The 24,871-nt window shown below is 56.6% G+C and carries 21 protein-coding genes and 1 tRNA gene; 13 read left to right on the top strand and 9 right to left on the bottom strand.

Annotated elements, in window-relative coordinates; all coding sequences use genetic code 11:
• Positions 1–47 precede the first annotated feature (47 nt).
• Positions 48–124: transfer RNA gene (locus ABLU80_RS08660), tRNA-Met, on the bottom strand.
• Between the two features lie 212 nt (positions 125–336).
• On the opposite strand from ABLU80_RS08660, the gene mltA reads away from it, so the two are divergent.
• A complete protein-coding gene (mltA, locus tag ABLU80_RS08655; RefSeq protein ID WP_015369941.1) occupies positions 337–1,434 on the top strand; it encodes a murein transglycosylase A in 1,098 nt (365 codons plus the stop codon).
• A gap of 79 nt (positions 1,435–1,513) precedes the next feature.
• Entirely contained in the window at positions 1,514–2,323 is an 810-nt protein-coding gene (gene tcdA, locus ABLU80_RS08650; RefSeq protein ID WP_015703318.1) for a tRNA cyclic N6-threonylcarbamoyladenosine(37) synthase TcdA, read from the top strand.
• A 77-nt stretch (positions 2,324–2,400) separates the two neighbouring features.
• Here tcdA and csdE read toward each other — a convergent pair whose 3' ends face one another.
• Positions 2,401–2,832: a cysteine desulfurase sulfur acceptor subunit CsdE gene (csdE, locus tag ABLU80_RS08645; RefSeq protein WP_020078046.1), complete on the bottom strand. Its 432-nt coding sequence runs from the start codon at positions 2,830–2,832 to the stop codon at positions 2,401–2,403.
• The gene (gene csdA / locus ABLU80_RS08640; protein WP_348796334.1) at positions 2,832–4,037 is read right to left on the bottom strand and encodes a cysteine desulfurase CsdA; all 1,206 of its coding nucleotides are present in this window, start codon (positions 4,035–4,037) and stop codon (positions 2,832–2,834) included. The genes csdE and csdA overlap by 1 nt, the downstream gene beginning before the upstream one ends.
• 432 nt (positions 4,038–4,469) lie before the next feature.
• Between csdA and gcvA the strand changes: the two genes are divergently transcribed.
• Genes gcvA through rlmM form a run of 3 tightly spaced genes read left to right on the top strand, consistent with a single transcriptional unit; the run spans position 4,470 to position 6,919 of the window.
• Positions 4,470–5,387, top strand: a complete 918-nt coding sequence (gene gcvA, locus ABLU80_RS08635; RefSeq protein WP_015369945.1) for a glycine cleavage system transcriptional regulator GcvA — start codon at positions 4,470–4,472, stop codon at positions 5,385–5,387.
• Positions 5,388–5,430: 43 nt separating this feature from the next.
• A complete protein-coding gene (locus ABLU80_RS08630; RefSeq protein ID WP_015369946.1) occupies positions 5,431–5,826 on the top strand; it encodes a DUF423 domain-containing protein in 396 nt (131 codons plus the stop codon).
• On the top strand, positions 5,819–6,919 hold the full coding sequence (gene rlmM / locus ABLU80_RS08625; RefSeq protein ID WP_015369947.1) for a 23S rRNA (cytidine(2498)-2'-O)-methyltransferase RlmM: 1,101 nt from the start codon (positions 5,819–5,821) through the stop codon (positions 6,917–6,919). Before ABLU80_RS08630 ends, rlmM begins: the two co-directional genes overlap by 8 nt.
• 43 nt (positions 6,920–6,962) lie before the next feature.
• On the opposite strand, the gene xni is transcribed toward rlmM, so the two are convergent.
• From xni to queF, 5 genes are all read right to left on the bottom strand, one after another.
• A complete protein-coding gene (gene xni, locus ABLU80_RS08620; RefSeq protein WP_047466376.1) occupies positions 6,963–7,721 on the bottom strand; it encodes a flap endonuclease Xni in 759 nt (252 codons plus the stop codon).
• 152 nt (positions 7,722–7,873) lie between these two features.
• Positions 7,874–9,241: an L-serine ammonia-lyase gene (locus tag ABLU80_RS08615; protein ID WP_015369949.1), complete on the bottom strand. Its 1,368-nt coding sequence runs from the start codon at positions 9,239–9,241 to the stop codon at positions 7,874–7,876.
• A 66-nt stretch (positions 9,242–9,307) separates the two neighbouring features.
• The gene (locus ABLU80_RS08610; protein ID WP_015369950.1) at positions 9,308–10,597 is read right to left on the bottom strand and encodes an HAAAP family serine/threonine permease; all 1,290 of its coding nucleotides are present in this window, start codon (positions 10,595–10,597) and stop codon (positions 9,308–9,310) included.
• Between the two features lie 493 nt (positions 10,598–11,090).
• Positions 11,091–12,458 (bottom strand): nucleotide 5'-monophosphate nucleosidase PpnN, encoded by a 1,368-nt coding sequence (gene ppnN, locus ABLU80_RS08605; RefSeq protein WP_015369952.1) that lies wholly within the window; start codon positions 12,456–12,458, stop codon positions 11,091–11,093.
• Positions 12,459–12,570: 112 nt separating this feature from the next.
• Positions 12,571–13,416: an NADPH-dependent 7-cyano-7-deazaguanine reductase QueF gene (queF, locus tag ABLU80_RS08600; protein ID WP_020078049.1), complete on the bottom strand. Its 846-nt coding sequence runs from the start codon at positions 13,414–13,416 to the stop codon at positions 12,571–12,573.
• A 68-nt stretch (positions 13,417–13,484) separates the two neighbouring features.
• On the opposite strand from queF, the gene syd reads away from it, so the two are divergent.
• From syd to ABLU80_RS08560, 8 genes are all read left to right on the top strand, one after another.
• The gene (syd, locus tag ABLU80_RS08595) at positions 13,485–14,030 is read left to right on the top strand and encodes a SecY-interacting protein (protein WP_015369954.1); all 546 of its coding nucleotides are present in this window, start codon (positions 13,485–13,487) and stop codon (positions 14,028–14,030) included.
• A gap of 630 nt (positions 14,031–14,660) precedes the next feature.
• Positions 14,661–14,990 (top strand): YqcC family protein, encoded by a 330-nt coding sequence (locus ABLU80_RS08590; protein ID WP_320944736.1) that lies wholly within the window; start codon positions 14,661–14,663, stop codon positions 14,988–14,990.
• The gene (gene truC / locus ABLU80_RS08585; RefSeq protein WP_048231311.1) at positions 14,990–15,784 is read left to right on the top strand and encodes a tRNA pseudouridine(65) synthase TruC; all 795 of its coding nucleotides are present in this window, start codon (positions 14,990–14,992) and stop codon (positions 15,782–15,784) included. Before ABLU80_RS08590 ends, truC begins: the two co-directional genes overlap by 1 nt.
• A gap of 5 nt (positions 15,785–15,789) precedes the next feature.
• On the top strand, positions 15,790–16,233 hold the full coding sequence (locus ABLU80_RS08580; RefSeq protein ID WP_015369957.1) for a flavodoxin: 444 nt from the start codon (positions 15,790–15,792) through the stop codon (positions 16,231–16,233).
• A gap of 472 nt (positions 16,234–16,705) precedes the next feature.
• Positions 16,706–18,058 (top strand): MFS transporter, encoded by a 1,353-nt coding sequence (locus ABLU80_RS08575; RefSeq protein WP_015369959.1) that lies wholly within the window; start codon positions 16,706–16,708, stop codon positions 18,056–18,058.
• A gap of 2 nt (positions 18,059–18,060) precedes the next feature.
• Positions 18,061–19,401: an enolase C-terminal domain-like protein gene (locus tag ABLU80_RS08570; RefSeq protein WP_320944737.1), complete on the top strand. Its 1,341-nt coding sequence runs from the start codon at positions 18,061–18,063 to the stop codon at positions 19,399–19,401.
• 17 nt (positions 19,402–19,418) lie between these two features.
• Positions 19,419–20,759 (top strand): glucarate dehydratase, encoded by a 1,341-nt coding sequence (gudD, locus tag ABLU80_RS08565; RefSeq protein ID WP_020078056.1) that lies wholly within the window; start codon positions 19,419–19,421, stop codon positions 20,757–20,759.
• Positions 20,760–20,825: 66 nt separating this feature from the next.
• Positions 20,826–21,965 (top strand): glycerate kinase, encoded by a 1,140-nt coding sequence (locus ABLU80_RS08560; RefSeq protein ID WP_103825698.1) that lies wholly within the window; start codon positions 20,826–20,828, stop codon positions 21,963–21,965.
• Positions 21,966–22,115: 150 nt separating this feature from the next.
• On the opposite strand, the gene barA is transcribed toward ABLU80_RS08560, so the two are convergent.
• Positions 22,116–24,866, bottom strand: a complete 2,751-nt coding sequence (barA, locus tag ABLU80_RS08555; protein WP_015369963.1) for a two-component sensor histidine kinase BarA — start codon at positions 24,864–24,866, stop codon at positions 22,116–22,118.
• Positions 24,867–24,871: the final 5 nt, after the last annotated feature.

The following is a 24,871-nucleotide window of genomic DNA, read 5'->3' as shown; positions in this document are numbered from 1 at the left end:
TACGGACGGTAGAAACAAAAAAACACCCTTAAGGGTGTTCATTGTGTTGGTTGCGGGGGCCGGATTTGAACCGACGACCTTCGGGTTATGAGCCCGACGAGCTACCAGGCTGCTCCACCCCGCGTCCGTGGAAGCGCACTATACTCCGCTAGCGTTCTGATGCAACCTTTTTTCGTAGAAATCGTCAATTTTGTAAAAAACGGCGGCTAAAAATACAGTAATGGGCGAATTTTTACACAATTTGGGCTGCGGGGCGCTTTCGTGCATTTCATTAGCCGCATGGGTTTGTTATCTTCATCACGCACTAAGGCTTAGCAGCAATAAAGAAGAGATACCATGAAAGGACGTTGGGCAAAATATGTAGCGACGGGGGCAATGCTGGCGATGCTCGCCGCCTGTACCTCGAAACCGACCGATCGCGGTCAGCAATATAGTGATGGCAAGTTTACCCAGCCGTTTTCATTGGTAAACCAACCTGATGCGGTAGGCGCGCCGATTAACGCCGGCGACTTCTCCCAGCAGGTTGGTCAGATTCGTAGCGCCTCTCCGCGTCTCTATAATAGCCAGAGCAGCGTCTATAACGCGATTCAGGAGTGGCTGCGTTCCGGCGGCGATACCCGCACGTTACGCCAGTTTGGTATTGATGCCTGGCAGATGCAGGGGGCTGATAACTACGGCAACGTGCAGTTTACCGGCTACTACACCCCGGTCGTACAGGCCCGCCACACTCGCCAGGGCGAGTTCCAGTATCCTATTTACCGTATGCCGCCGAAAAACGGCAAGCTTCCTTCCCGCGCCAGCATCTATGCCGGAGCGCTCAGCGATAACTACGTGCTGGCCTACAGCAACTCGCTGATGGATAACTTCATCATGGACGTGCAGGGCAGCGGCTATATCGACTTTGGCGACGGTTCGCCGCTTAACTTCTTCAGCTACGCCGGGAAAAACGGCTGGCCTTACCGTAGTATCGGTAAAGTGCTTATCGACCGCGGCGAAGTGAAGCGGGAAGATATGTCGATGCAGGCGATCCGTGAATGGGGCGAAAAGCATAGCGAAGCGGAAGTCCGCGAGCTGCTGGAGCAGAACCCATCTTTCGTCTTCTTTAAACCGCAGTCCTACGCGCCGGTGAAAGGGGCGAGCGCGGTACCGTTGATTGGCCGCGCGTCGGTCGCCTCTGACCGTTCTATTATTCCGCCGGGAACCACCTTGCTGGCCGAGGTGCCTCTGCTGGATAATAACGGTAAGTTTAACGGTCAGTACGAGCTACGCCTGATGGTGGCGCTGGATGTCGGCGGGGCGATTAAAGGCCAGCACTTCGATATCTACCAGGGCATCGGCCCGGATGCGGGTCATCGCGCCGGTTGGTATAACCACTATGGCCGCGTGTGGGTACTGAAAAACGCGCCAGGCGCCGGTAGCGTCTTTAGCGGTTAACGTTTAAAAGTCCGAACGTGTCTAACCCGGATCCGCGCAACGCGCCGGATCCGGGGTCTCTACTTTATTCTGAGGTTTTATGTCTGTAGTAATCAGCGATGCCTGGCGCCAGCGGTTTGGCGGCACGGCGCGTTTATATGGCGAAAAGGCGCTGCAGTGTTTTGCCGAGGCGCATGTCTGCGTGGTCGGGATCGGCGGCGTCGGCTCATGGGCGGCGGAAGCGCTGGCGCGTACCGGGATTGGCGCGATTACGCTGATTGATATGGATGATGTTTGCGTCACCAATACCAATCGCCAAATCCACGCCCTTGGCGGCAACGTTGGGCTGGCGAAAGCGGAAGTGATGGCCGAGCGTATACGTCTGATTAACCCGGAGTGTCGGGTCACGGTTATCGATGATTTCATCACGCCCGAGAACGTAGCGGAATACCTGGGAGCGGGCTTTAGCTATGTCATCGACGCGATCGATAGCGTCAGGCCAAAAGCGGCGCTGATCGCCTGGTGCCGCCGTTATAAAGTACCGTTGGTGACGACCGGCGGAGCCGGCGGGCAAATCGATCCGACGCAGATCCAGGTGGCCGATTTGGCGAAAACTATTCAGGATCCGCTGGCGGCGAAACTGCGCGAACGACTGAAAAGCCAGTTTGGCGTAGTGAAGAATAGTAAAGGAAAGCTGGGCATTGATTGCGTCTTCTCGACCGAAGCATTGGTCTACCCGCAGGCGGATGGCAGCGTATGTGCAATGAAAAGCACGGCGGAAGGGCCGAAGCGAATGGATTGCGCCTCCGGTTTTGGCGCGGCGACCATGGTGACGGCGACCTTTGGTTTTGTCGCCGTATCCCATGCGTTGAAGAAGATGTTGGCGAAAGCGCAGCGTCAGGGGGAATAGCCCGGGGGACGTTTTCCGGACGGCGCAGAACCGTAGCCCGGCTCAGCGTAGCGCAAGCCGGGGAGAGGGCGTTTGAATTAGTTCTCGCGGGCGGCGGCGAGCACCGCGTCGCTTAGCGCCTGCAGCCCCTGGCTGCGCGAAGCGCTAAGCTGCCCGCGCAAACCCAGCTCATCGAATAACGCCAACGGATCATTCGCTAAAATCTCAGCGGCGCTTTTTCCTTCGCAGGCGGCTAACAGCACCGCCAGCAGGCCGCGCACGATACGCCCTTCGCTATCGCCAAAGAAGTGCATCTTGCCCTCAGCATCAACCTGATACCCCAGCCAGACACGGTTTTCGCAGCCGGCGATCTCTTTCGCCTGCGCCCGCTGGTCATCCGTTAATGGCGGCAGTTTCTTACCCACTAAAATCAACTGGCGGTACTTATCTTCCCACTGAGTTAGCGGGGCGAAGATCTGGCGCAGCGTCGCTTCGCTGAGCGCGGCGCTTAAAGGTTGGGAGGTCATCATTAATCCACCAGTATTTCCAGCGCGCGGTCGATAGCGTGCACCAGCGCATAAACATCATCTTGCGTATTGTACGGCGCGAATGAGGCGCGCAGCGTACCGCTGACGCCTAATGCCGCCAGCAGCGGTTGCGCGCAATGCTGCCCGGCGCGTAGCGCAATGCCGGACTCCGCCAGCAACGTAACCATATCGCTATGGTGTACGCCCTCGAAATCAAAGGCCAGCAGGCTCGAATCCTGACAGCGGAACGAACGAAAACCGGGCCGCTTTGCCAGTTCATCTTCCGCAAGCGTCGCCAGGCTACGGCTCCAGCTTTCCGCCTGTGTAAGATCGATTTCCTGCAGCCATTCCAGCGCGGCGCTGAGGCCGATAACGCCGGCGACGTTGGGCGTCCCGGCTTCAAGCCGCCAGGGGGCGGGCTGGGTTTTAAAGCCATCGAATGAGACTTCAGTAATCATTTTGCCGCCGCCGAGCCATGGCGACATCTCCGCCAGCAGCTCGCTTTTGCCATACAGCGCGCCAATACCCGTTGGGCCATACAGCTTGTGGGCGGAGAAGGCATAAAAATCGATATCCAGCGCCTGCACGTCGGCCGGAAAGTGCACCGCGCCCTGCGCGCCATCAACCATCACTATCATTCCCGCCTGATGGGCGAAATCAATAGCAAGTCGCAGATCGGGGCAGCCGCCGGTGACGTTAGACATCTGGCCAATCGCCAGCACCCGGCTGCGCGGAGAGATAAGCGAAGGGAGTTGAGCGATATCCGGCAGACGATCGGCGCCCAGCGGCAGCTTGACCACCCGCGCGCCGGTTTGTTCGGCAACCATCAGCCACGGCACCAGGTTGGCGTGGTGTTCGGCTTCGCTGACGATTATTTCATCGCCAGGATGCAGGCGCGGGCGCACGTAACTCTGCGCGACCATATTGATGGCTTCGGTGGTGCCGCGGGTCCAGACGATTTCTTTGCCGGAAGAGGCGTTAAGCCAGCTGGCGACGCGTTCGCGCGCCGCCTCGTAGCGCTCGGTAAGACGCTGGGCGGCGGCAAACTGGCTGCGGTGGACGTTGCCGGCGCTCAGGCGATAAAACTGGTCGCTGGCATCGATCACGGCCAGCGGTTTTAGCGCCGTCGCCGCGCTATCCAGGTAGACGCCGGCATCCGTCAGGGCTGGAAACTGGGCGCGGAAGTGGGCGGGATTGAATGCGTTCATGGAATTCCTCATATCGATATCACGATCGTCGCGCAAATTCCCCATTAGGGCAAGGCTGGTGATAGCGAGGAGGCGGGGAGAACGGTGATTTTTCGGCAAAAAAAAGCACCGCGCATTGCGGTGCTACATTAAATCACTATGGACAGACAGGGTAAATGTACAGGAAGTGAAAAGGTAGCCTTGCTACCATGGTCTGCAAACCCAGACCAATTGCAAACACAACAACACAACATCACAACCGTAAGCCAAAAGCTTGTTGGAACACGCATTCCAAAAAAAGCTTTTCGTTCCGGCTCAGGAAGTGCCGCCACTATAGGTATTTGCTGGTAGAACCTCAACGGACAATTTATAATGGCTCAGATAAAAAAAACTAATAGGTTAACTGTTGTTTCCTATTTGTTAAAACTCGTTAACATCTCAGTCAGAATAACCATGTCGAAGCGATTACCACCTCTGAATGCATTACGTGTTTTTGATGCAGCCGCACGTCATCTGAGCTTCACTCGCGCAGCCGATGAGCTTTTTGTGACGCAGGCCGCAGTAAGTCACCAAATCAAGTCACTAGAGGACTTTCTGGGCCTGAAGCTGTTTCGTCGACGCAATCGCTCGCTGCTGTTAACGGAAGAGGGGCAAAGCTATTTTCAGGATATTAAAGAGATTTTTTCGCAGCTCACCGAAGCCACGCGTAAACTACAGGCGCGCAGCGCGAAAGGGGCGCTAACTGTTAGTTTATTGCCCAGTTTCGCCATTCAGTGGCTGGTGCCGCGACTCTCAAGCTTTAACTCAGCTTATCCGGGGATCGACGTGCGGATCCAGGCGGTGGACCGTCAGGAAGACAAACTGGCCGACGACGTCGACGTGGCGATTTTCTATGGCCGCGGCAACTGGCCGGGGCTGCGTGTTGAAAAACTGTACGCCGAATATTTACTACCGGTTTGTTCGCCGTTGTTGTTAACCGGTGACAAAGCGTTGAAAACGCCTGCCGATCTGGCGCAACATACGCTGTTACATGATGCCTCTCGCCGCGACTGGCAAACTTATACCCGGCAACTGGGTCTAAATCATATCAATGTGCAACAGGGACCGATATTCAGCCACAGCGCGATGGTGCTGCAGGCGGCAATCCATGGACAAGGCGTCGCACTGGCCAATAACGTCATGGCCCAGTCCGAAATTGAAGCAGGCCGTTTGGTCTGCCCGTTTAATGATGTTCTGGTCAGTAAGAACGCGTTTTACCTTGTTTGTCATGACAGTCAGGCTGAACTGGGTAAAATAGCCGCTTTCCGCCAGTGGATTTTAGCGAAGGCGGCGAGCGAACAAGAAAAATTCCGCTTTCGTTACGAACAATAACGGCCTGATGACCAGGCGTTAACTGACTTTGTAGGGTATCAACATGACCAGCCGTTTTATGCTGATTTTTGCCGCCATCAGCGGCTTTATCTTTGTGGCTCTGGGCGCCTTTGGCGCACACGTATTAAGTAAATCGCTGGGTGCGGCCGAAATGGCCTGGATCCACACCGGCCTTGAGTATCAGGCGTTTCATACGCTGGCGATTTTAGGCCTGTCTGTCGCCATGCAGCGGCGGATAAGCATCTGGTTTTACTGGAGCAGCGTGTTTTTGGCGCTGGGAACCGTGTTGTTCAGCGGCAGCTTATATTGCCTGGCGCTGTCGCATTTACGCCTGTGGGCGTTCGTTACCCCGGTAGGCGGCGTCTGCTTCCTTGCCGGTTGGGTATTAATGTTAATTGGTGCAATTCGTCTGAAACGTAAGGGCGTTGTTCATGAATAAGGTTGTCCTCTATTGTCGCCCCGGGTTTGAGAAAGAGTGCGCAGCAGAAATTACCGATAAGGCAGCCCGCCTTGAGGTATTTGGTTTTGCCCGGGTTAAAGACGACTCCGGATATGTGATTTTTGAGTGCTATCAGCAGGGCGATGGCGAGAAGCTGGTGCGCGATCTACCGTTTAGCTCGCTGATTTTCGCGCGTCAGATGTTCGTTGTTGGCGAACTGCTGCGCGACCTGCCGCCGGAAGACCGCATCACGCCGATCGTCGGCATGCTGCAGGGCGTGGTGGAAAAGGGCGGCGATCTGCGCGTTGAGGTCGCGGATACCAACGAAAGCAAAGAGCTGATGAAGTTCTGCCGCAAGTTCACGGTGCCGCTGCGCGCGGCGCTGCGTGAAGCCGGCGTGCTGACCAACTATGAAACGCCGAAGCGTCCGGTGGTGCACGTGTTCTTTATCGCACCCGGCTGTTGCTATACCGGCTATTCCTTTAGCAATAACAACTCGCCGTTTTATATGGGGATCCCGCGCCTGAAGTTCCCTTCCGATGCGCCGAGCCGTTCAACGCTGAAGCTGGAAGAGGCATTTCACGTCTTCATTCCGGCGGATGAGTGGGACGAACGTCTGGCGAATGGCATGTACGCGGTGGATCTCGGCGCCTGCCCGGGCGGCTGGACCTATCAACTGGTGAAGCGCAACATGTGGGTCTCTTCGGTCGATAACGGCCCGATGGCGCAGAGCCTGATGGATACCGGACAGGTGACCTGGCTGCGTGAAGATGGCTTCCGCTATCGTCCGAACCGCAACAACATCTCGTGGATGGTGTGCGACATGGTTGAGAAACCGGCGAAGGTGGCGGCGTTAATGGCGCAGTGGCTGGTGAACGGCTGGTGCCGCGAGACCATTTTTAACCTTAAGCTGCCGATGAAAAAGCGCTATGAAGAGGTGTCGCAAAACCTGGCCTATATTCAGGCGCAGCTTGATGAGCACGGTATTAACGCGCAGATTCAGGCCCGTCAGCTGTATCACGACCGTGAAGAAGTGACCGTACACGTGCGTCGCCTGTGGGCGGCGGTCGGCGGCCGCCGCGACGAGCGCTAATCAGCGCTCAGCAGCCCCGGCCACGCATCAGCGCGGCCGGGGATCACGCGGATGGCAAACGCAGCTGCTGCAGGTTGCCATCGAGCTGTAAATCCGTTTGCAGGCGGGCGATTTCCCGGCAGGTAAATGCCATCTCTTTATGCTCTTCAAGCTTCTTACGCCACTTCTCCGGCACTTCGGCAAGCCGCGCGTAGATGCCTTCTAAATCCTGATAATCCGTTAACAGCTGCGCCGCGCTTTTCGGCCCAATCCCGGCAACGCCCGGTACTTTCGAGCTGCTAATTCCCGCCAGGCCCCAGTAGTCCGGCAGTTGCTCCGGCATCACGCCGAATTCATTGGCGATAAACGGCGCATCCAGCCAGCGTTTCTGGAAATAGTCGCGGATGCGAATGGTCGGCGACAGCAGCTGACAGTAGCCTTTATCGGTCGAGACAATAGTCGCCTGATGCCCGGCCTGGGCAACTTTAACGGCGAGCGTGGCCGCCAGGTCGTCCGCTTCGCTGCCGGGCAGCGCCCAGCAGCGGATACCGCGCTGTTCGAAAGCCGCCCGCAGCGCCGGCATTTCCGCTTCCAGCGTTTCCGGCATCGGCGCGCGCCCGGCTTTATAGTCCGGCAGCCGCTGGTGGCGCCAGCCGTGGGCGCGGTCTTCATCGTCGAACACCGCCACGGCGTGCGTCGGCTGGCTGTGGACGATAAGCTGTTCCAGGGCGTGCAGGCAGGTATCCGCGCAGGGTGAACCCTGTACCGCATGAATACGGCGGATCAGGTTGAGCGCGTCGACAATTAACAGATGAACAGCCACAAGATACCTCCCTTTGTTCTCAGGCTGTAAGGGTAACATCGGTGGCAAGATGAGGCTATTGGTAGCGCGAAGTTCGGGAAGTAGGCTCGCAGAATGAGCCTGAGCTGGAGGAGAGTTGGCCCGACATGCCGAAGCGTGCCGGGCCAGAGGCGTTAATCGCAGGCGACGATTTTCATCGCCAGGCCGCCGCGAGAGGTTTCGCGGTACTTAGCATTCATATCTTTGCCCGTTTCATACATGGTCTCGATAACCTTATCGAGGCATACGCGCGGTTCGCTGGTACGGCGCAGGGCCATGCGCGCGGCGTTAACCGCTTTGACCGCCGCGATGGCGTTACGCTCGATGCACGGTACCTGCACCTGGCCGGCAACCGGGTCGCAGGTCAGGCCGAGGTTATGTTCCATACCGATTTCCGCGGCGATGCACACCTGGGCCGGGCTAGCGCCCAGCAGCTCCGCCAGACCGGCCGCGGCCATCGAGCAGGCCACGCCGACTTCGCCCTGGCAACCGACTTCGGCGCCGGAGATAGAGGCGTTCATCTTATACAGCGAACCAATGGCGCTGGCGACCAGCATATAGCGGGCCAGAGAGTTAGCGTTCACCTTGCGGATAAACTTGTCGTAGTAGGCCAGTACCGCCGGAACGATACCGCACGCGCCGTTAGTTGGCGCGGTCACCACGCGGCCGCCGGCGGCGTTCTCTTCGTTCACCGCCAGCGCGAACATGTTGATCCAGTCCACTACCGCCATCGGGTCGCTGTTAGTATTGTCCTGGCTCACCAGCATGCGGCGCAGCGCGGCGGCGCGGCGCGGAACGCGCAGTTTGCCCGGCAGCACGCCTTCAGTGGTAATGCCGCGCTCGATACCGGCGCTCATCACTTCCCACACCGCGGCGAAGTGCTGTTCCAGCTCTTCTTTGCTGTGCAGCGCCAGCTCGTTCTGCATCATCAGACCGGAGAGCGACAGGCCGGTTTCATTGCAGTGTTTCTGCAGGTCGGCAGCATTTTTGTACGGATAAGGCACGGCAACCGGCGCTTCGGTGGTCAGGCCGAAGTGCTCTTCATCGACGATAAAGCCGCCGCCGATGGAGTAGTAGGTCTGGCTGTAGAGCACCTTGTCGCCGCCCAGCGCGGTAATGCGCATGCCGTTCTCATGCAGCGACAGGTTGTCGGCATGGAAATTCATGCACTGGTCGACGGGGAACTCGACTTCGTGCTGACCGTTCGCCAGCAGCAGGCGGCCGTGGGTGTTAACGTCCTGGATAAAGCCCGGGATCGCGTCGATGTCGACGGTATCCGGCAGATTGCCGGCCAGTCCCATGATAATGGCGATATCGGTATGGTGGCCTTTACCGGTCAGAGACAGGGAGCCGTAAACGTCGACGACGACTTTGCTGACGTCGGCCAGCAGGCCGCGCGCAATCAGGTCGTCAGTAAATTGTTTGCCCGCTTTCATCGGTCCAACGGTATGGGAGCTGGATGGGCCAATGCCGATTTTGAAAATATCGAATACGCTGATCATGATGTATTCCAGTACTGTCGGAAAGCGCGCCGCCGTTAAGCGGCGCGAGGGGAGGTCTTAAGAGAATTAGCTGAACAGAGAGTAGAAAATCGCGGAGATGGCAATCAGGCCCATAATCACAACGAAGACGTTGCTGATGTGGCCGCTGTATTTGCGCATGGCCGGAACTTTCTGGATTGCGTACATCGGCATCAGGAACAGAATCATCGCGATAATCGGACCGCCCAGGGTCTCAATCATGCCGAGGATGCTCGGGTTCAGCGTGGCCACAATCCAGGTGGTGACCAGCATAAACAGCGCGGTCAGCTTGTTCAGTTTGTTGATTTCGATGGTTTTGCCTTTGCCGCGCAGAGACTTAATCACCATGCCGTTGAAACCTTCACGAGCGCCCAGATAGTGGCCGAGGAAGGATTTGGTGATAGCGATCATCGCGATGATCGGCGCCATCCAGGCGATAACCGGTGCGTTAAAGTGGTTCGCCAGGTAAGACAGAATCGAGATGTTCTGCTCTTTCGCCGCCGCCAGGTCCGCCGGAGACAGGCTCAGTACGCAGCTGAAGACGAAGAACATAACGGTCAGCACCATCATGATGTGAGCGCGCGCCAGGATGCTGGAGCACTTCTTCTCTGCGCCTTCGCCGTACTCTTCACGCTTCGCTACCGCGAAGGAGGAGATGATCGGCGAGTGGTTAAAGGAGAAGACCATTACCGGGATCGCCAGCCACAGGGTCATCAGCAGACCGTTACCGGTTGTTGACGCGCTGCTCAGCGACAGGGTTTCCAGCGCCGCGCCGTTCCACTGCGGGATCAGGTACAGCGCCAGAACCATCAGCGCGATAACGAACGGGAATACCAGGACACTCATTGCCTTAACGATCATCTGCTCGCCGAAACGCACGATGGTCATCATGCCGACAATCAGAATCAGGGACAGAATGGCGCGCGGCGGCGGCGTCATGTGCAGCTGGTGCGCCATGAAGCTTTCGACGGTGTTGGTGATCGCCACGCTATAAACCAGCAGGATCGGGTAGATTGCGAAGAAGTAGAGCAGCGTAATCAGTTTACCTGCGCCTACGCCAAAGTGTTCTTCAACGACTTCGGTGATGTCTTCGCCCGGATTTTTACCGGACAGCACGAAGCGGGTCATACCGCGGTGTGCGAAGAAGGTCATCGGGAAGGCCAGAATCGCCATGATAATCAGTGGGATCATACCGCCGACGCCGGCGTTGATTGGCAGGAACAAAACGCCCGCGCCGATCGCCGTGCCGTACAGGCCCAGCATCCACATGGTATCCGTTTTGCGCCATCCGCTGCGGGATTCACCCGAAACGATAGTGCTGGTTTGTGTGGTTTCCATCTGTATCTCCTGGAGGAATCAACAAAATCTAGTAAATAAAAACGATTAAATAATATGAAATTCGTTGCTTTACGGTTTTTTAGAAATTTTCTCCGTAACAATTGGGCGGCAAGATACATTTATATGGAAAATACATCAGTGATCGGGATCCCAAATGCAATAATCCACTTTAAATCTGAACGTTTTTAGCCCAACAGTCTGTTTATGGTGATCAGCCAGATAAATGTGGCGCGAAGGCTATCATTTGCAGCACATGAGATAAAAGCTCTGTTACCAAATAACGAGGTTTTTGCTGCAAAAAAGTGATGTAAACGACGTTTTTTCGCCAGAATGTTATTTTTATGGTGAATTTTATTGCTCTTTTTGGAAACGCAAACGTTTGGCTATGTGGAAACTCTACGAATCATTAATTAGAAAAATTAATTAACTGGAAATTGAGGACGGGGGTACCCGGGCAGGGTATCGACCGCCGCCCGGGAGAGGTATCACGTTATCAGGAGCAGATTTCGTAGCACGGAATGTAGGCACTGCCGCCCGGAAGCTTCATGCGGTGCTGGGCAACGAAGCCCTGCAGCAGATCGTCCATGCGGCGCATCATTTCCGGATCGCCATGCAGCTTGTAAGGACCATATTTCTCGATAGCCTGAATACCGACTTCTTTCACGTTGCCGGCGACAATACCGGAGAAGGCGCGACGCAGGTCGGCGGCCAGCACTTCCACCGGTTGGTCCGGATAAAGTTTGAGATTGGCCATATTGTCGTGCGTCGGATCGAATGGCATCTGCAGGTCCGGCGAAATACGAATCGACCAGTTGAAGCTGTAGGCGTCATCGGTTTCGCGGCGGCTCTCTTTGACCAATGGCATCGCTTTTTTCATCTGGCGCGCCACTTCCGCGGCATCGTCAATAATAATGCGATAGTGGCGGCGAGCCGATTCGCCGAGGGTATGAACGATGAACTCGTCCAGCACGCGGAAGTAGTCGGCGCTCTCTTTCGGCCCGGTGAGGATAAGCGGCAGCACCTGCGCCTTGTTATCCGGATGCATCAGGATGCCCAGCAGATAAAGCAGCTCTTCCGCAGTACCCACGCCGCCGGGGAAGATGATAATACCGTGGGCGATGCGCACGAACGCTTCGAGACGCTTTTCGATGTCCGGCATGATGATCAGTTCGTTGACCAGCGGGTTTGGCGGCTCAGCGGCGATAATGGAAGGTTCGGTCATGCCGATAAAGCGGCTGTCTTTATAGCGCTGCTGGGCGTGGCCGACGGCGGCGCCTTTCATTGGCGCTTCCATGGCGCCTGGCCCGCAGCCGGTGCAGATGTTCAGTTCGCGCAGGCCAAGCTGGGTACCGACGCGGCGCGCGTACAGGTACTCATTTTCATTAATAGAGTGGCCGCCCCAGCAGACAATCATATTCGGCGCTTCGCCGACGTGCAGCGCGCGGGCGTTGCGCAGAATCGAGAACACCAGGTTGGTGATGTGAATTGAGCTTTCGAGATCGAGATTCGGGAAGCGGACGGTGTTGTGGATCTGCCCGTAGACGAACAGGATATCGCGCAGCACGGCAAACAGGTTGGCCTGCAGGGAACGGATAATACGGCCATCGACGAAAGCGTCTTCCGGCGGGTTGATCAGTTCCAGCTTCACGCCGCGTTCGCGGCGCAGCACGTTAATATCGAAGTTTTCAAAACGAGACAGTAGCTCCTTGCTGTTATCGGTCAGGCTCCCCGAGTTGAGCACAGCAAGCGAGCAGTTGCGAAAGAGTTGATACAGGTCACTACTGGCGGTGCGTTTAAGCATATCCACTTCCAGCTGTGACAGCATATCCATTGAACCAAGCGGGCTAACGTGTGTAATCAAGTGAACTCCTTACAGGACGATTATCGTCTTCCTGTGATTACAATAGCCCTGGCCGTAGTCTTTCCACAACCTTGCGTACGCGTTAACGCACGCAAAGTGTGAAAAATTTCGCTTATTGCCGTGCCAGACGCCCGGTTGCCGGCACGAATTCACCGTTGCTGCGCCACGGATTGATATCCAGGCCGCCGCGGCGGGTGTAGCGAGCGTACACGGAAAGCGATTCCGGGCGGCAGAAACGCAGCACATCATTAAAGATGCGTTCGACGCACTGTTCGTGGAATTCATTGTGGTGGCGGAACGACACCAGATAGCGCAGCAGTTTTTCGCGATCGATTTTCGGCCCGCGATATTGAATCTGTACCGAGCCCCAGTCCGGCTGGTGGGTGATCAGACAATTCGATTTCAACAGATGGCTGACCAGCGTCTCTTCGACGACTTTACCGCTGGCCGCGTCCTGCAGGTAGTCGGCGCTGAACTGATAGTTATCAATCTCGATATCCTGATCGTCGATGCAGGCGCCATGCAGATGGGCGACCGGTTGCCCTTCCAGCTCATCGAGTCGGTACAGCGAAACCTTGACCTCGCCCTGGGCGCAGGCGCTAAGATCGCGGGTCAGCGTGGCCTGAACTTCCTGCCAGTCGGCGAAGCGGGTCTGGTTGAAGCTGTTCAGGTACAGTTTGAAGCTTTTCGATTCCACCAGATTGATGGTGGTATCGCTGAGTTCCACGTAGCCGACGGCGACCTGCGGCAGGCCTTTGGCGTTCAGCCACGACAGTTCGTACAGCGTCCAGATATCGGCGCCGTGGAACGGCAGATTATCGGCATGCAGGCCGAGCGGATCGCGGTTCAGGCTGCGGGGCACGCCCTGCAGCAACGAAGCGTCATAGGTATCGCGGTAATCCGTTGATTTACCGAGCGTCAGGCCGGCCAGCGCCTGATGATTATCGTAAGAAGACATGTTTCACCATAGTAAAGCGGGTACACTATATGCCAAGTGTATCCTGTCTAACGTGAAGAGAGAAACCGGTGGATCATCAGACCATAGAAGCGCTGCAATCATTTACCCAACGTTACTGCGATGCGTGGCAGCAGCGTTATGCCAGCCTGCCGCGTAGCGAAGACCTTTATGGCATCCCATCTCCCTGTATTAGCGCCAGTGAAGACGATGCCGTTTTCTGGCAGCCGCAGCCGTTTACGTTAGAACACCATCTCGATGGGGTTGAACGGGCGCTGGAGATTGTGGTACAACAGCCGATTCATAGTTATTATACCACTCAGTTCGCTGGCGATATGCACGCCCGCTTCGCGGAACAGAACCTCACTCTGCTGCAGGCATGGAGCCCGGATGATTTCCAGCGAGTACAGGAAAACCTCATTGGTCACCTGGTGGTACAAAAACGTCTGAAGCTATCGCCGACGCTGTTTATCGCCACGCTGGATAGCGAACTGGAGGTTATTTCGGTCTGCAACCTGAGCGGCGAAGTGATTAAAGAGACGCTCGGTACCCGAAAAAGAGAGACCCTTTCTCACTCGCTTGCGAGTTTCCTGAATCAGCTTGAGCCCCTTCTGTAATCCATTTCCCCAAGTTGTTTGTGAGAGATCTCTTACAAGACCTGTAAGAGATCGTCATCATTTTCAGCAATTTTTTACGTAGTGATTACATATAACTCATTGTTATTTAATGATTTGATGATTGTGTGCGCTTTTGGTTTGGCCACTAATCTTAAGAGATTGTCGTAGTAAGTCTTGTAAGAAGAGGCGGAATCAGTGATCCTATGTACGTCGACAGGAAGTCGCGGATGAAGAGAACATCAGGATGATGGCTCTTCTACAGGACCCGCCAGGATGGCGTTGCAAGGACAGGCTTCAGGATGAAGCAAGGATAACGCAGGAAAGCGTAAAGGACACCTCCAGGATGGAGAACGAGAGCCGCTCAGGATGAACGGTGGATCAGGAAGATCTGGACACACTTAGGGATAAGTTATTTCACATCGGGGTGGTGTGAAAGCAGGATGCGCTAGTTTATGGATGAACTTGGTCAGGAGACCTCAGGAAAAGTTTTCAAGGACGAGCAGGGAGCACCAATGTAGCTGGAATGCTGCAAAACGAACCGGGAGCACTGTTTATACAGTGCTCCCTTTTTTTATTTCTCTCGCGGATTTGCTATCCTGCGCCCGGTTTACAATTCATCGAGGTTTCCCCATGACCCTTCACGCTAGCGTGCGCGATCGCCTGCACGCCATTGAAGCGCTGCTGCGCGAAACAAACCACTGGCAGGAACAGGCCCCGGATAGCCGCGCTTTCGCCAGCGAGCAGCCGTTTTTCCTGGACACGCTCGAGCCGCTGGAATGGCTACAGTGGGTGCTGATCCCACGTATGCATCAACTGATTGCCAGCGGTATGCCGCTGCCGCAGAACTTTGCCGTCGCGCCCTATTACGAGATGGCGCTGGATAAAGCCCATCCGGCGCGCGAAGCTATCGTGGCCGAGTTGCTGCTGCTGGATGCATTATTCGCGGATGAAGACGCCTGATGCTGGAGATCATTTACCAGGATAAGTGGCTGGTGGCGGTGAACAAACCATCCGGCTGGCTGGTGCACCGTAGCTGGCTGGATCGCGACGAGAAAGTGGTAGTGATGCAGACCGTGCGCGATCAAATCGGCCAGCACGTCTTCACCGCTCATCGCCTGGACCGGCCGACTTCCGGCGTGCTGTTGATGGGGTTGTCGAGCGAGGCGGGCAGGCTGCTGGCGCAGCAGTTTGAACAACACCAGATGCAAAAACGCTATCACGCCATCGTTCGCGGCTGGTTGACTGAAGAGGCGGTACTGGATTATCCGCTTGTAGAAGAGCTGGATAAAATCGCTGATAAATTCGCTCGTGAAGATAAAGGCCCGCAGCCGGCGGTGACCCACTATCGCGGGCTGGCGACGGTAGAAATGCCGGTCGCCACCGGCCGTTACCCGACCACCCGCTACGGGCTGGTGGAGCTGGAGCCGAAAACCGGGCGTAAGCATCAGCTGCGTCGCCATTTGGCCCATCTGCGCCATCCGATCCTCGGTGACAGCAAACATGGCGATCTACGGCAAAACCGCAGCGCCGCTGAACATTTCGGCTGTAATCGCCTGATGCTGCATGCCAGTCAGCTGTCATTAACGCATCCGTTTACCGGCGAGCCGCTGACGATTCGCGCGGGTCTGGATGATGTCTGGATGCGCGCGCTGTCGCAGTTTGGCTGGCGCGGGCTTCTCCCGTTAAATGAAAGGGTTGAGTTTGCCGACGACAGCGGTCAGGATGAGAGTATCGCGGATAATCCAGGGAGATAATCACTATGGCAGAAGTCGGAATTTTTGTCGGCACAATGTACGGAAACTCGCTGTTGGTCGCCGAAGAGGCGGAAGCCATTCTGAGCGGGCTGGGGCATAAAGCGACGGTCTTTGAGGACCCGGAAGTAAAAGACTGGGAATCCTATACCGGCAAATACGTGCTGGTCGTGACCTCGACCACCGGGCAGGGCGATCTGCCGGACAGCATCGTTCCGCTGTATGAAGGCATTAAAGATATGTATCAACCGCATCTGCGCTACGGCATTATCGCGCTTGGCGATAGTACCTACGCCAACTTCTGCGGCGGCGGTAAAACCTTTGATGCATTGCTGCAGGAGCAGGGCGCGCGTCGTATTGGCGAGATGCTCACCATTGACGCCAGCGAAGACCCGGAACCGGAAAGCGTTTCCAACCCTTGGGTAGAAGCGTGGGCTAAACTGCTCGACTAATCCTATTAAGAACGCCCTCTCCCTACGTAGAGGGCGCGCTTAAGCTGCCAGTGGCCGGATAAACGGTCAGGGTTATCTTAACGTTATCCATCGCGCCCGGCTTCGGGCATCTGCCTGATAACCACTTTATCGATATGGCTTTTTTCTTTGCGTTTCCCCGGCGTCAAGAGAGCCGATTCACACTCTGAAGGTAATGTCGTCCATCGACCCATCAGCGGGCGGCGGTTTTCCATTTCCGTGAACTACTCCCCACAACCTTAGGCATACGCCATAAACTAACGCAGTATCACCCGCTAAAGCTGTGTATATGCACGGTGAGCCCGCCGACGCCTCTTTTTATACTTTTCCTGCCAGTGACAAAAGCAGTACGCCAGATATAACGAAAAAAACACTAACACGTCATTCTGATTACCCTACAGGTTGTGCTGTTCAGAATGAACGTAGCTAAACGCTATGATTCAGGAGTACAACAATGAGTTCATTAAGTCAGGCTGCGAGCGCCGCTGAAAAGCGCACCAATGCTCGCTATTGGATAGTGGTGATGCTGTTTATCGTCACATCCTTTAACTATGGCGACCGCGCGACGCTGTCGATCGCCGGTTCTGAAATGGCCAAGGATATCGGCCTCGATCCTGTTGGCATGGGTTACGTTTTTTCCGCGTTTTCATGGGCCTATGTGATCGGACAGATCCCAGGCGGCTGGCTGCTTGACCGCTTTGGTTCTAAACGCGTCTATTTCTGGTCCATCTTTATCTGGTCCGTGTTTACCCTGCTGCAGGGCTTCGTGGATATCTTTAGCGGCTTTGGCATTATCATCGCGCTATTTACCCTGCGCTTCCTCGTCGGCCTTGCCGAATCGCCCTCGTTCCCGGGTAATAGCCGCATTGTGGCCGCCTGGTTCCCGGCGCAGGAGAGAGGGACGGCGGTATCGATTTTTAACTCCGCGCAGTATTTTGCCACCGTTATTTTCGCGCCGATTATGGGTTGGTTGACCCATGAAGTGGGTTGGTCGCACGTATTCTTCTTTATGGGCGGATTGGGTATTGTCATCAGCTTCGTGTGGCTGAAAGTGATCCACGATCCCAATAACCACCCAGGCGTTAACCAGAAAGAGCTGGACTACATCGCCGAAGGCGGCGCGTTGATCAATATGGATCAAAAGAGCAGTGCGCAGAAGGTGCCCTTTAGCGTAAAAATGGGCCAAATCAAGCAGTTGATCGGCTCGCGAATGATGGTCGGGATCTATATCGGCCAGTACTGCATCAACGCGTTAACCTACTTCTTTATCACCTGGTTCCCGGTTTATCTGGTGCAGGCGCGCGGCATGTCGATCCTCAAAGCGGGTTTTGTCGCCTCGATTCCGGCGGTGTGTGGCTTTGTCGGCGGCGTGTTGGGCGGGATTATTTCCGACTGGTTGATGCGCCGTACCGGCTCGCTGAATATCGCGCGTAAAACGCCGATCGTACTGGGCATGCTGTTGTCCATGACCATGCTGATGTGTAACTACGTCAACGCGGAATGGATGATCATCGGCTTTATGGCGATGGCCTTCTTCGGCAAAGGCATTGGCGCGCTGGGCTGGGCGGTAATGGCGGACACCGCGCCGAAAGAAATCAGCGGCCTGTCCGGCGGTCTGTTCAACATGTTCGGCAATATTTCCGGCATCGTCACCCCTATCGCTATCGGCTATATCGTCGGCACCACCGGCTCTTTCAACGGCGCGCTGATTTACGTCGGTATCCACGCTCTGGTGGCGGTATTCAGCTACCTGGTGCTGGTTGGCGATATCAAACGTATCGAACTTAAACCGATTGCGGGGCGTTAATCATGAATACCCAATCCAGCCCAATCGTTACCGAAATGAAGGTGATTCCGGTCGCCGGGCACGACAGCATGCTGATGAACATCGGCGGCGCGCATAATGCCTGGTTTACCCGCAATATTGTGGTGTTAACCGACAACGCCGGCCATACCGGCGTCGGCGAAGCGCCCGGCGGCGAAGTCATCTACCAGACGTTGGTCGATGCCATACCCCAGGTGGTTGGGCAGGAAGTCGCTCGCCTCAACCGCGTGGTGCAGCAGGTACATAAAGGCAATCAGGCGGCGGATTTCGACACCTTCGGCAAAGGGGCATGGACCTTCGAATTGAAAGTCAATGCGGTAGCGGCGCTGGAAGCCGCGCTGCTCGACCTGCTTGGCAAGGTGTTGAATGTCCCGGTGTGCGAACTATTGGGGCCGGGCAAACAGCGTGATGCGGTGACCGTGCTGGGCTACCTGTTCTATATCGGCGACCGCGAAAAAACCGATTTGGACTATCTTGCGCGGACGCCGGGCGACCACGAATGGTACCGTCTTCGTCACCAGCAGGCGCTGAATAGCGACGCGGTAGTGCGACTGGCGGAGGCAGCGCAGGATCGCTACGGTTTTAAAGACTTTAAGCTAAAAGGCGGCGTATTACCTGGCGAGCAGGAAATCGACGCCGCCCGCGCGTTGAAAAAACGCTTCCCTGACGCCCGCATTACCGTTGACCCGAACGGCGCCTGGCTGCTGGATGAAGCGATTACGCTGTGCAAAGGGCTGCAGGATGTCCTGACCTATGCTGAAGATCCGTGCGGCGCTGAACAGGGCTTTTCCGGTCGGGAAGTGATGGCTGAGTTCCGCCGCGCCACCGGGTTGCCGGTGGCGACTAACATGATAGCCACCAACTGGCGCGAAATGGGGCATGCGGTCATGCTCAACGCCGTCGATATTCCGCTGGCGGACCCGCACTTCTGGACGCTCTCCGGCGCGGTTCGGGTGGCGCAGTTGTGCGATGACTGGGGGCTGACCTGGGGCTGTCATTCGAACAACCACTTTGATATTTCGCTGGCGATGTTTACCCACGTCGGCGCCGCGGCGCCGGGCAATCCGACCGCTATCGATACCCATTGGATTTGGCAGGAGGGCGATGCGCGCCTGACGCAAAATCCGCTGCAGATTATCAACGGCAAAATCGCCGTGCCAGACGCGCCGGGACTCGGCGTGGAGCTGGACTGGGAACAGGTGCATAAAGCTCATGAGGCTTATAAGGCGCTGCCAGGCGGCGCGCGTAACGATGCGGGCCCGATGCAGTATCTGATTCCCGGTTGGACATTCGACCGTAAACGCCCCGTTTTCGGCCGTCATTAATTAAAAAGGATTACGCTATGACTACATCATCTTCAACGCCAATTGTGACCGCTATGCAGGTTATCCCGGTCGCCGGGCATGACAGCATGCTGATGAACCTGAGCGGCGCGCACGCGCCGTACTTCACCCGTAATATCGTTATCATCAAAGATAACTCCGGGCACACGGGCGTTGGCGAAATCCCCGGCGGCGAAAAGATCCGCCAGACCCTGGAAGACGCCGCGCCGTTGGTGGTGGGTAAAACGCTGGGCGAGTACAAAAATGTGCTGAGCGCCGTGCGTAACCAGTTTGCCGACCGCGATGCCGGCGGCCGCGGCCTGCAAACCTTCGATCTGCGCACTACCATTCACGTGGTGACCGGGATTGAAGCGGCGCTGCTGGATCTGCTGGGCCAGCATCTGGGCGTGAACGTTGCTTCTCTGCTTGGCGACGGCCAGCAGCGGAGCGAAGTCGAAATGTTGGGCTACCTGTTCTTTGTCGGTAACCGCCACGCGACGCCGCTGGCTTATCAAAGCCAGCCGGATGAACAGTGCGACTGGTATCGTATTCGTCATGAAGAGGCGATGACGCCGGAGGCGGTGGTTCGCCTGGCGGAGGCCGCTTACGAAAAATATGGCTTCAATGACTTTAAACTGAAGGGCGGGGTGTTGGCCGGTTTTGAAGAAGCCGAAGCGATTAGCGCGCTGGCGAAGCGTTTCCCTGATGCGCGCGTGACCCTCGACCCGAACGGCGCCTGGCTGCTGGATGAAGCCATCCAGATAGGTAAACAGCTGAAAGGCGTGCTGGCCTATGCGGAAGATCCTTGCGGCGCTGAACAAGGTTTCTCCGGCCGCGAAGTGATGGCTGAATTCCGTCGGGCGACCGGGCTGCCGACCGCGACCAACATGATCGCCACCGACTGGCGGCAGATGGGCCATACGCTGTCGCTACAATCGGTGGATATTCCGCTGGCGGACCCGCACTTCTGGACCATGCAAGGGTCGGTACGCGTGGCGCAGATGTGTCATGAATTCGGCCTGACCTGGGGTTCGCACTCTAATAATCACTTCGACGTGTCGCTGGCGATGTTTACCCATGTGGCCGCGGCGGCGCCGGGTAAAATTACCGCTATCGATACCCACTGGATCTGGCAGGAGGGTAACCAGCGTCTGACCAAACAGCCGTTTGAAATCAAAGGCGGTATGGTGCAGGTGCCGGCGACGCCGGGTCTGGGTGTTGAGCTGGATATGGACCGCGTGATGCAGGCTAATGAGCTATATAAGAAACATGGCCTGGGTGCGCGTGATGACGCCATGGCGATGCAATATTTAATCCCGAACTGGACCTTTGATAACAAACGTCCTTGCATGGTTCGCTAAGATAACGCCGACTCTGTAAGGGTCGGCAACTGCCGGTCGCCGGGGTTATTCATATTAAGGACACTTATGAAGATAGTGATCGCGCCGGATTCTTACAAAGAGAGCCTGAGTGCGCTGGACGTCGCCACCGCGATAGAAACGGGGTTCCGCGAAATTTATCCCCATGCGGAGTACGTTAAAGTCCCGGTTGCCGACGGCGGTGAGGGTACCGTTGAGGCGATGGTGGCCGCGACTCAAGGGCATATCGTACAGGTCAGCGTTACCGGACCGCTTGGCGAACCGGTCAACGCCTTTTACGGCCTGTCCGGCGATATGCGCTGCGCCTATATCGAAATGGCGGCAGCCAGCGGACTGGAAAGCGTGCCGCCCACGCGACGTAATCCGCTACTGACTACCTCCTGGGGAACCGGCGAGCTGATTCGTCACGCGTTGGATGCGGGGGTTTCGCAGATTATTATTGGCATCGGCGGCAGTGCGACCAATGACGGCGGCGCCGGCATGGCGCAGGCGCTGGGGGCAAAACTGTTGAGCGCCGGGCAACAGCAAATTGCGCCGGGCGGCGGCGCGCTGGAGACGCTGGCGCGGATCGATCTTAGCGAACTGGATCCAAGATTGGCTGATTGCCGGATTGATGTCGCCTGCGACGTTACCAATCCGTTAACCGGCCCGCAGGGCGCAAGCGCGGTGTTTGGCCCGCAAAAAGGGGCGACGGCGGCGATGATTGAGCGTCTTGACCGCGGCCTGCAACACTTTGCGCAGATTATCGACCGTGATTTAGATATTGACGTGCTGAACCTGGAAGGGGGAGGGGCGGCGGGTGGTATGGGGGCGGCGTTGTATGCGTTTTGCGGCGCCAACCTACGTCCGGGAATTGAGATTGTGACCGATGCGCTGGGGTTGGCAGAGCTAGTGGCTGATGCCGATTTGGTGATTACCGGAGAAGGGCGTATCGACAGCCAGACCATTCACGGCAAGGTACCGGTGGGGGTGGCGAAGGTCGCGAAACGCTTCAACGTGCCGGTGATTGGGATTGCCGGCAGCCTGACCGCCGATGTTGGCGTCGTGCATCAGCATGGCCTCGATGCCGTCTTTAGCGTGCTCTATTCCGTCTGTACCCTGGAAGAGGCGCTGGCGAACGCCGCCGCCAACGTGCGGATGACGGCACGTAACGTGGCGGCGGTATTAGAGATGGGCGGCAAGCGGTAACCCGGCCGGCGCAGTGGTATTGGTAGCCCGGATGAGGCGCGCAGCGCCGCGATCCGGGAACCCTCCCCGGTGGCGCTTACGCTTACCGGGGCTACCAACCGAGTACCGGATCGTAGCCCGGATAAGGCGCGCAGCGCCGCTATCCGGGGTTTACACTCCCATCTTGCACGCTTCGCGGGCGACGTTATCCATCTCGTCTAACAGTTCCAGCAGTTCCGGCTCCAGCTCTTCCGGCGCGGTACCTGCGCGCAACTGGCTTTCAAGGGTATGGCACAGTTTTTTCAGCCGCGGTACGCCGCTATAGCTGCAGCTGCCGTGCAATTTATGAATTAAATCCAGCAACCCTTCCGGCGTTTCGCCAACCAGCTGTTCTTCAACTTTATTGCGCACCTCCGGCATAAAGGCGAGCAGCATTTGCAGCATCTCCCGCGCGAGGTCTGGTTTCATGGCAGCCTGACGCAGCGCCAGCTGCCAGTTGAGCGTGACGTTATGATCGATAACCGGCTCCACCGGTTCGGCTAATTGCGGCGCGGCGACGTGCATGCCGGGCTGATAGCGCAACAGCAGGGTGCTAAGCTTATCTTCTTCAATCGGCTTCGCCAGATAATCGTTCATCCCGGCGGCCAGCAGTTTCTCGCGCTGCCCCTCAAGGGCGTGGGCGGTCACCGCGATCACCGGGGTCTGCTGCTGATGCGGGAGATGACGGATTAATTCACAGGCGCGAATACCGTCCATATCCGGCATCTGAATATCCATCAGAATGAGATCCAACTGCGACTGTTTGGCCTGCTCTACGGCATCCTGGCCGCTATCGCACAGAATGACATGCTGCACCAGATCGTCCAGCAGCGCGCCAATAAGCTTGAGGTTGGCCGGGTTATCATCTACCGCCATTACCGTCATCGCCAGTTTATCGCTATCGATATAGGGCTGTGGCACCGGCGGCTGCGCGCGGCAAGAGGCCATCAGCACCGGGAAAAGCCGCGTGGAGGTCAATGGTTTAAGCAGGCAGGCGGTAACACCGTTTCTTTTCAGCTCTTCGGCGCTAACCTGCGCGTGGCAAGGCAGCCCCAGCACCAGGGTATCGGAAAGTGAGCAAGCGCGGACCAGTTTTTCCCGCTGGTTGCTGAGATCGCGCATCGACACCGGAATACCGGCCAGTAAAATATCGTAGTGCGCATCCGGCAGCGCTGACAGCGTCGGGCTGTAGACCACTTCCAGCGGTGTAGTTGCCAGCAGTTCCATCGTGCTTTGCGCAGCGGTGGTATTGGCTTCAATGTAGGCCAGCTTCTTGCCCGCCAGGCAATGGGTATCGAAACCGTCGGTAATAGCGTTCGGATTCAGGTCAAGGCTGATATGGAACCAGAAGGTGGAACCGCGGTTCGGCTGACTATGGAATGAGATATCGCCGCCCATCTCTTTGACCAGCCGCTGAGTGATAACCAGCCCCAGGCCGGTGCCGCCGTGGCGGCGTGAGATACTGGCATCGGCCTGACGGAAGGCCTGGAACAACCGCGACTGATCGCGCTCCGGAATGCCGATGCCGGTATCATGAATCTGTACTTCGATTTGTACTCGCGAATTGCTCATCGCCCGCTGTTCAACCAGCACATCAATGTTGCCGTGTTCGGTGAATTTAATCGCGTTACCCACCAGATTGGTGATCACCTGCTGCAGGCGCAGCGGATCGCCAATCACATTATCCGGGACGTCGCTTTTAATGTTGAGGGTGAGCTCAAGGCCTTTATCGTGCGCCGAATGTGCCAGCAAGGTCACCACTTCATCCAGGGTATTGCGCAGCAGGAAAGGAATGCTTTCCAGAATCAGCTTGCCCGCTTCGAGCTTGGAGAAATCCAGCACATCATTGATGATGGCCAGCAGATTATTCGCCGAACGTTCGATGGTGGTCAGGTGGTCGCGCTGGGTAGCGTTGAGATCGGTTTTCAAGGTCAGGCGGGTAAAGCCAATCACGCCGTTAAGCGGAGTTCGTAGCTCGTGCGACATATTGGCAAGGAACTCGGACTTGATGCGCGCGGCCTCCTGGGCGCGCTTTTTCGCCAGATCCAGCTCGACGTTCTGAATCTCCATCTGCTCCAGCGTTTCGCGCAGATCCGAGGTCGCCTGATCGACATTGTGCTGCATCTCCTCGTGGTAGGCCGCCAGCGACATCGCCATCGAGTTAATGCCGTTTTTCAGCATATCCAACTCGCCGAGCATAAAACCTTCAACGCGGCTATCCAACTGGCCGCGGCGGATGCGGTCAACGGTGTTGACCATATTACGAATCGGTCCGGTCACGTCGCGCATCAGGCGCCAGCCGAAAATCAGCGCAATGCCGATACAAAACAGCATCATGACGCTTGAGATAAATATCTCTTTGTACTGCTGCAGGCGCACAGATTTAAGGTCGAGCTCCAGCGCCACATAGCCGAGCATATTGTCCGGCATTTTAGCATCGCTTTCCGGTGACTCATCGGGCAGATAGCTTTCTGACACAATAGGCGTGCGCAGTACCATGATGTCGCCGTGGCGGGTGACGCTCAGCCGGCGAGGGAAGGGCGCGCCGCGCGGGAGCTGTATTTCCCGCGGATCGAGCTGGAAGTTAGAGGTAACGAACAGCCGGTTTTTAGCATCATAAATAGAAATAGCCCGCACGATATCGGAATGGCGGCGGTGAAGCACGCTGATAAGTTGGCCGATCGCCTCGCGATTTTGCAAATTCATGCCGTACTCACTGGATACCGCCAGCGGTTCGATAATACTGGCGCCGGCATCTTCCAACTGCCGCTGCAGGTCGTTATAGCGGTGGGCAACGAAGAAAATACTGAGCAGCAGACCAATCAAAACGGTCGGCGCCAGAATAAGAATCATCATGCGAGCACGTAGGCTGTAGTTGGTCATGCGGT

The organism is Klebsiella sp. CN_Kp104 (genome assembly GCF_040064515.1).
Taxonomy (GTDB): Bacteria; Pseudomonadota; Gammaproteobacteria; order Enterobacterales; family Enterobacteriaceae; genus Klebsiella; species Klebsiella aerogenes.
Note: the sequence above shows the minus strand (reverse complement) of the source record. Positions and strands in the feature narration are given on the sequence as shown.

Bases quoted from the DNA above. Each gene is read 5' to 3' on its own strand.
- ABLU80_RS08630 (WP_015369946.1), top strand. From the start codon at position 5,431: ATGACCAGCCGTTTTATGCTGATTTTTGCCGCCATCAGCGGCTTTATC.
- ABLU80_RS08580 (WP_015369957.1), top strand. From the start codon at position 15,790: ATGGCAGAAGTCGGAATTTTTGTCGGCACAATGTACGGAAACTCGCTG.
- truC (WP_048231311.1), top strand. From the start codon at position 14,990: ATGCTGGAGATCATTTACCAGGATAAGTGGCTGGTGGCGGTGAACAAA.
- ABLU80_RS08575 (WP_015369959.1), top strand. From the start codon at position 16,706: ATGAGTTCATTAAGTCAGGCTGCGAGCGCCGCTGAAAAGCGCACCAAT.
- ABLU80_RS08570 (WP_320944737.1), top strand. From the start codon at position 18,061: ATGAATACCCAATCCAGCCCAATCGTTACCGAAATGAAGGTGATTCCG.
- rlmM (WP_015369947.1), top strand. From the start codon at position 5,819: ATGAATAAGGTTGTCCTCTATTGTCGCCCCGGGTTTGAGAAAGAGTGC.
- ABLU80_RS08590 (WP_320944736.1), top strand. From the start codon at position 14,661: ATGACCCTTCACGCTAGCGTGCGCGATCGCCTGCACGCCATTGAAGCG.
- ABLU80_RS08560 (WP_103825698.1), top strand. From the start codon at position 20,826: ATGAAGATAGTGATCGCGCCGGATTCTTACAAAGAGAGCCTGAGTGCG.
- ABLU80_RS08610 (WP_015369950.1), bottom strand. From the start codon at position 10,597: ATGGAAACCACACAAACCAGCACTATCGTTTCGGGTGAATCCCGCAGC.
- ABLU80_RS08615 (WP_015369949.1), bottom strand. From the start codon at position 9,241: ATGATCAGCGTATTCGATATTTTCAAAATCGGCATTGGCCCATCCAGC.
- gudD (WP_020078056.1), top strand. From the start codon at position 19,419: ATGACTACATCATCTTCAACGCCAATTGTGACCGCTATGCAGGTTATC.
- tcdA (WP_015703318.1), top strand. From the start codon at position 1,514: ATGTCTGTAGTAATCAGCGATGCCTGGCGCCAGCGGTTTGGCGGCACG.
- mltA (WP_015369941.1), top strand. From the start codon at position 337: ATGAAAGGACGTTGGGCAAAATATGTAGCGACGGGGGCAATGCTGGCG.
- queF (WP_020078049.1), bottom strand. From the start codon at position 13,416: ATGTCTTCTTACGATAATCATCAGGCGCTGGCCGGCCTGACGCTCGGT.
- csdA (WP_348796334.1), bottom strand. From the start codon at position 4,037: ATGAACGCATTCAATCCCGCCCACTTCCGCGCCCAGTTTCCAGCCCTG.
- gcvA (WP_015369945.1), top strand. From the start codon at position 4,470: ATGTCGAAGCGATTACCACCTCTGAATGCATTACGTGTTTTTGATGCA.
- barA (WP_015369963.1), bottom strand. From the start codon at position 24,866: ATGACCAACTACAGCCTACGTGCTCGCATGATGATTCTTATTCTGGCG.
- csdE (WP_020078046.1), bottom strand. From the start codon at position 2,832: ATGATGACCTCCCAACCTTTAAGCGCCGCGCTCAGCGAAGCGACGCTG.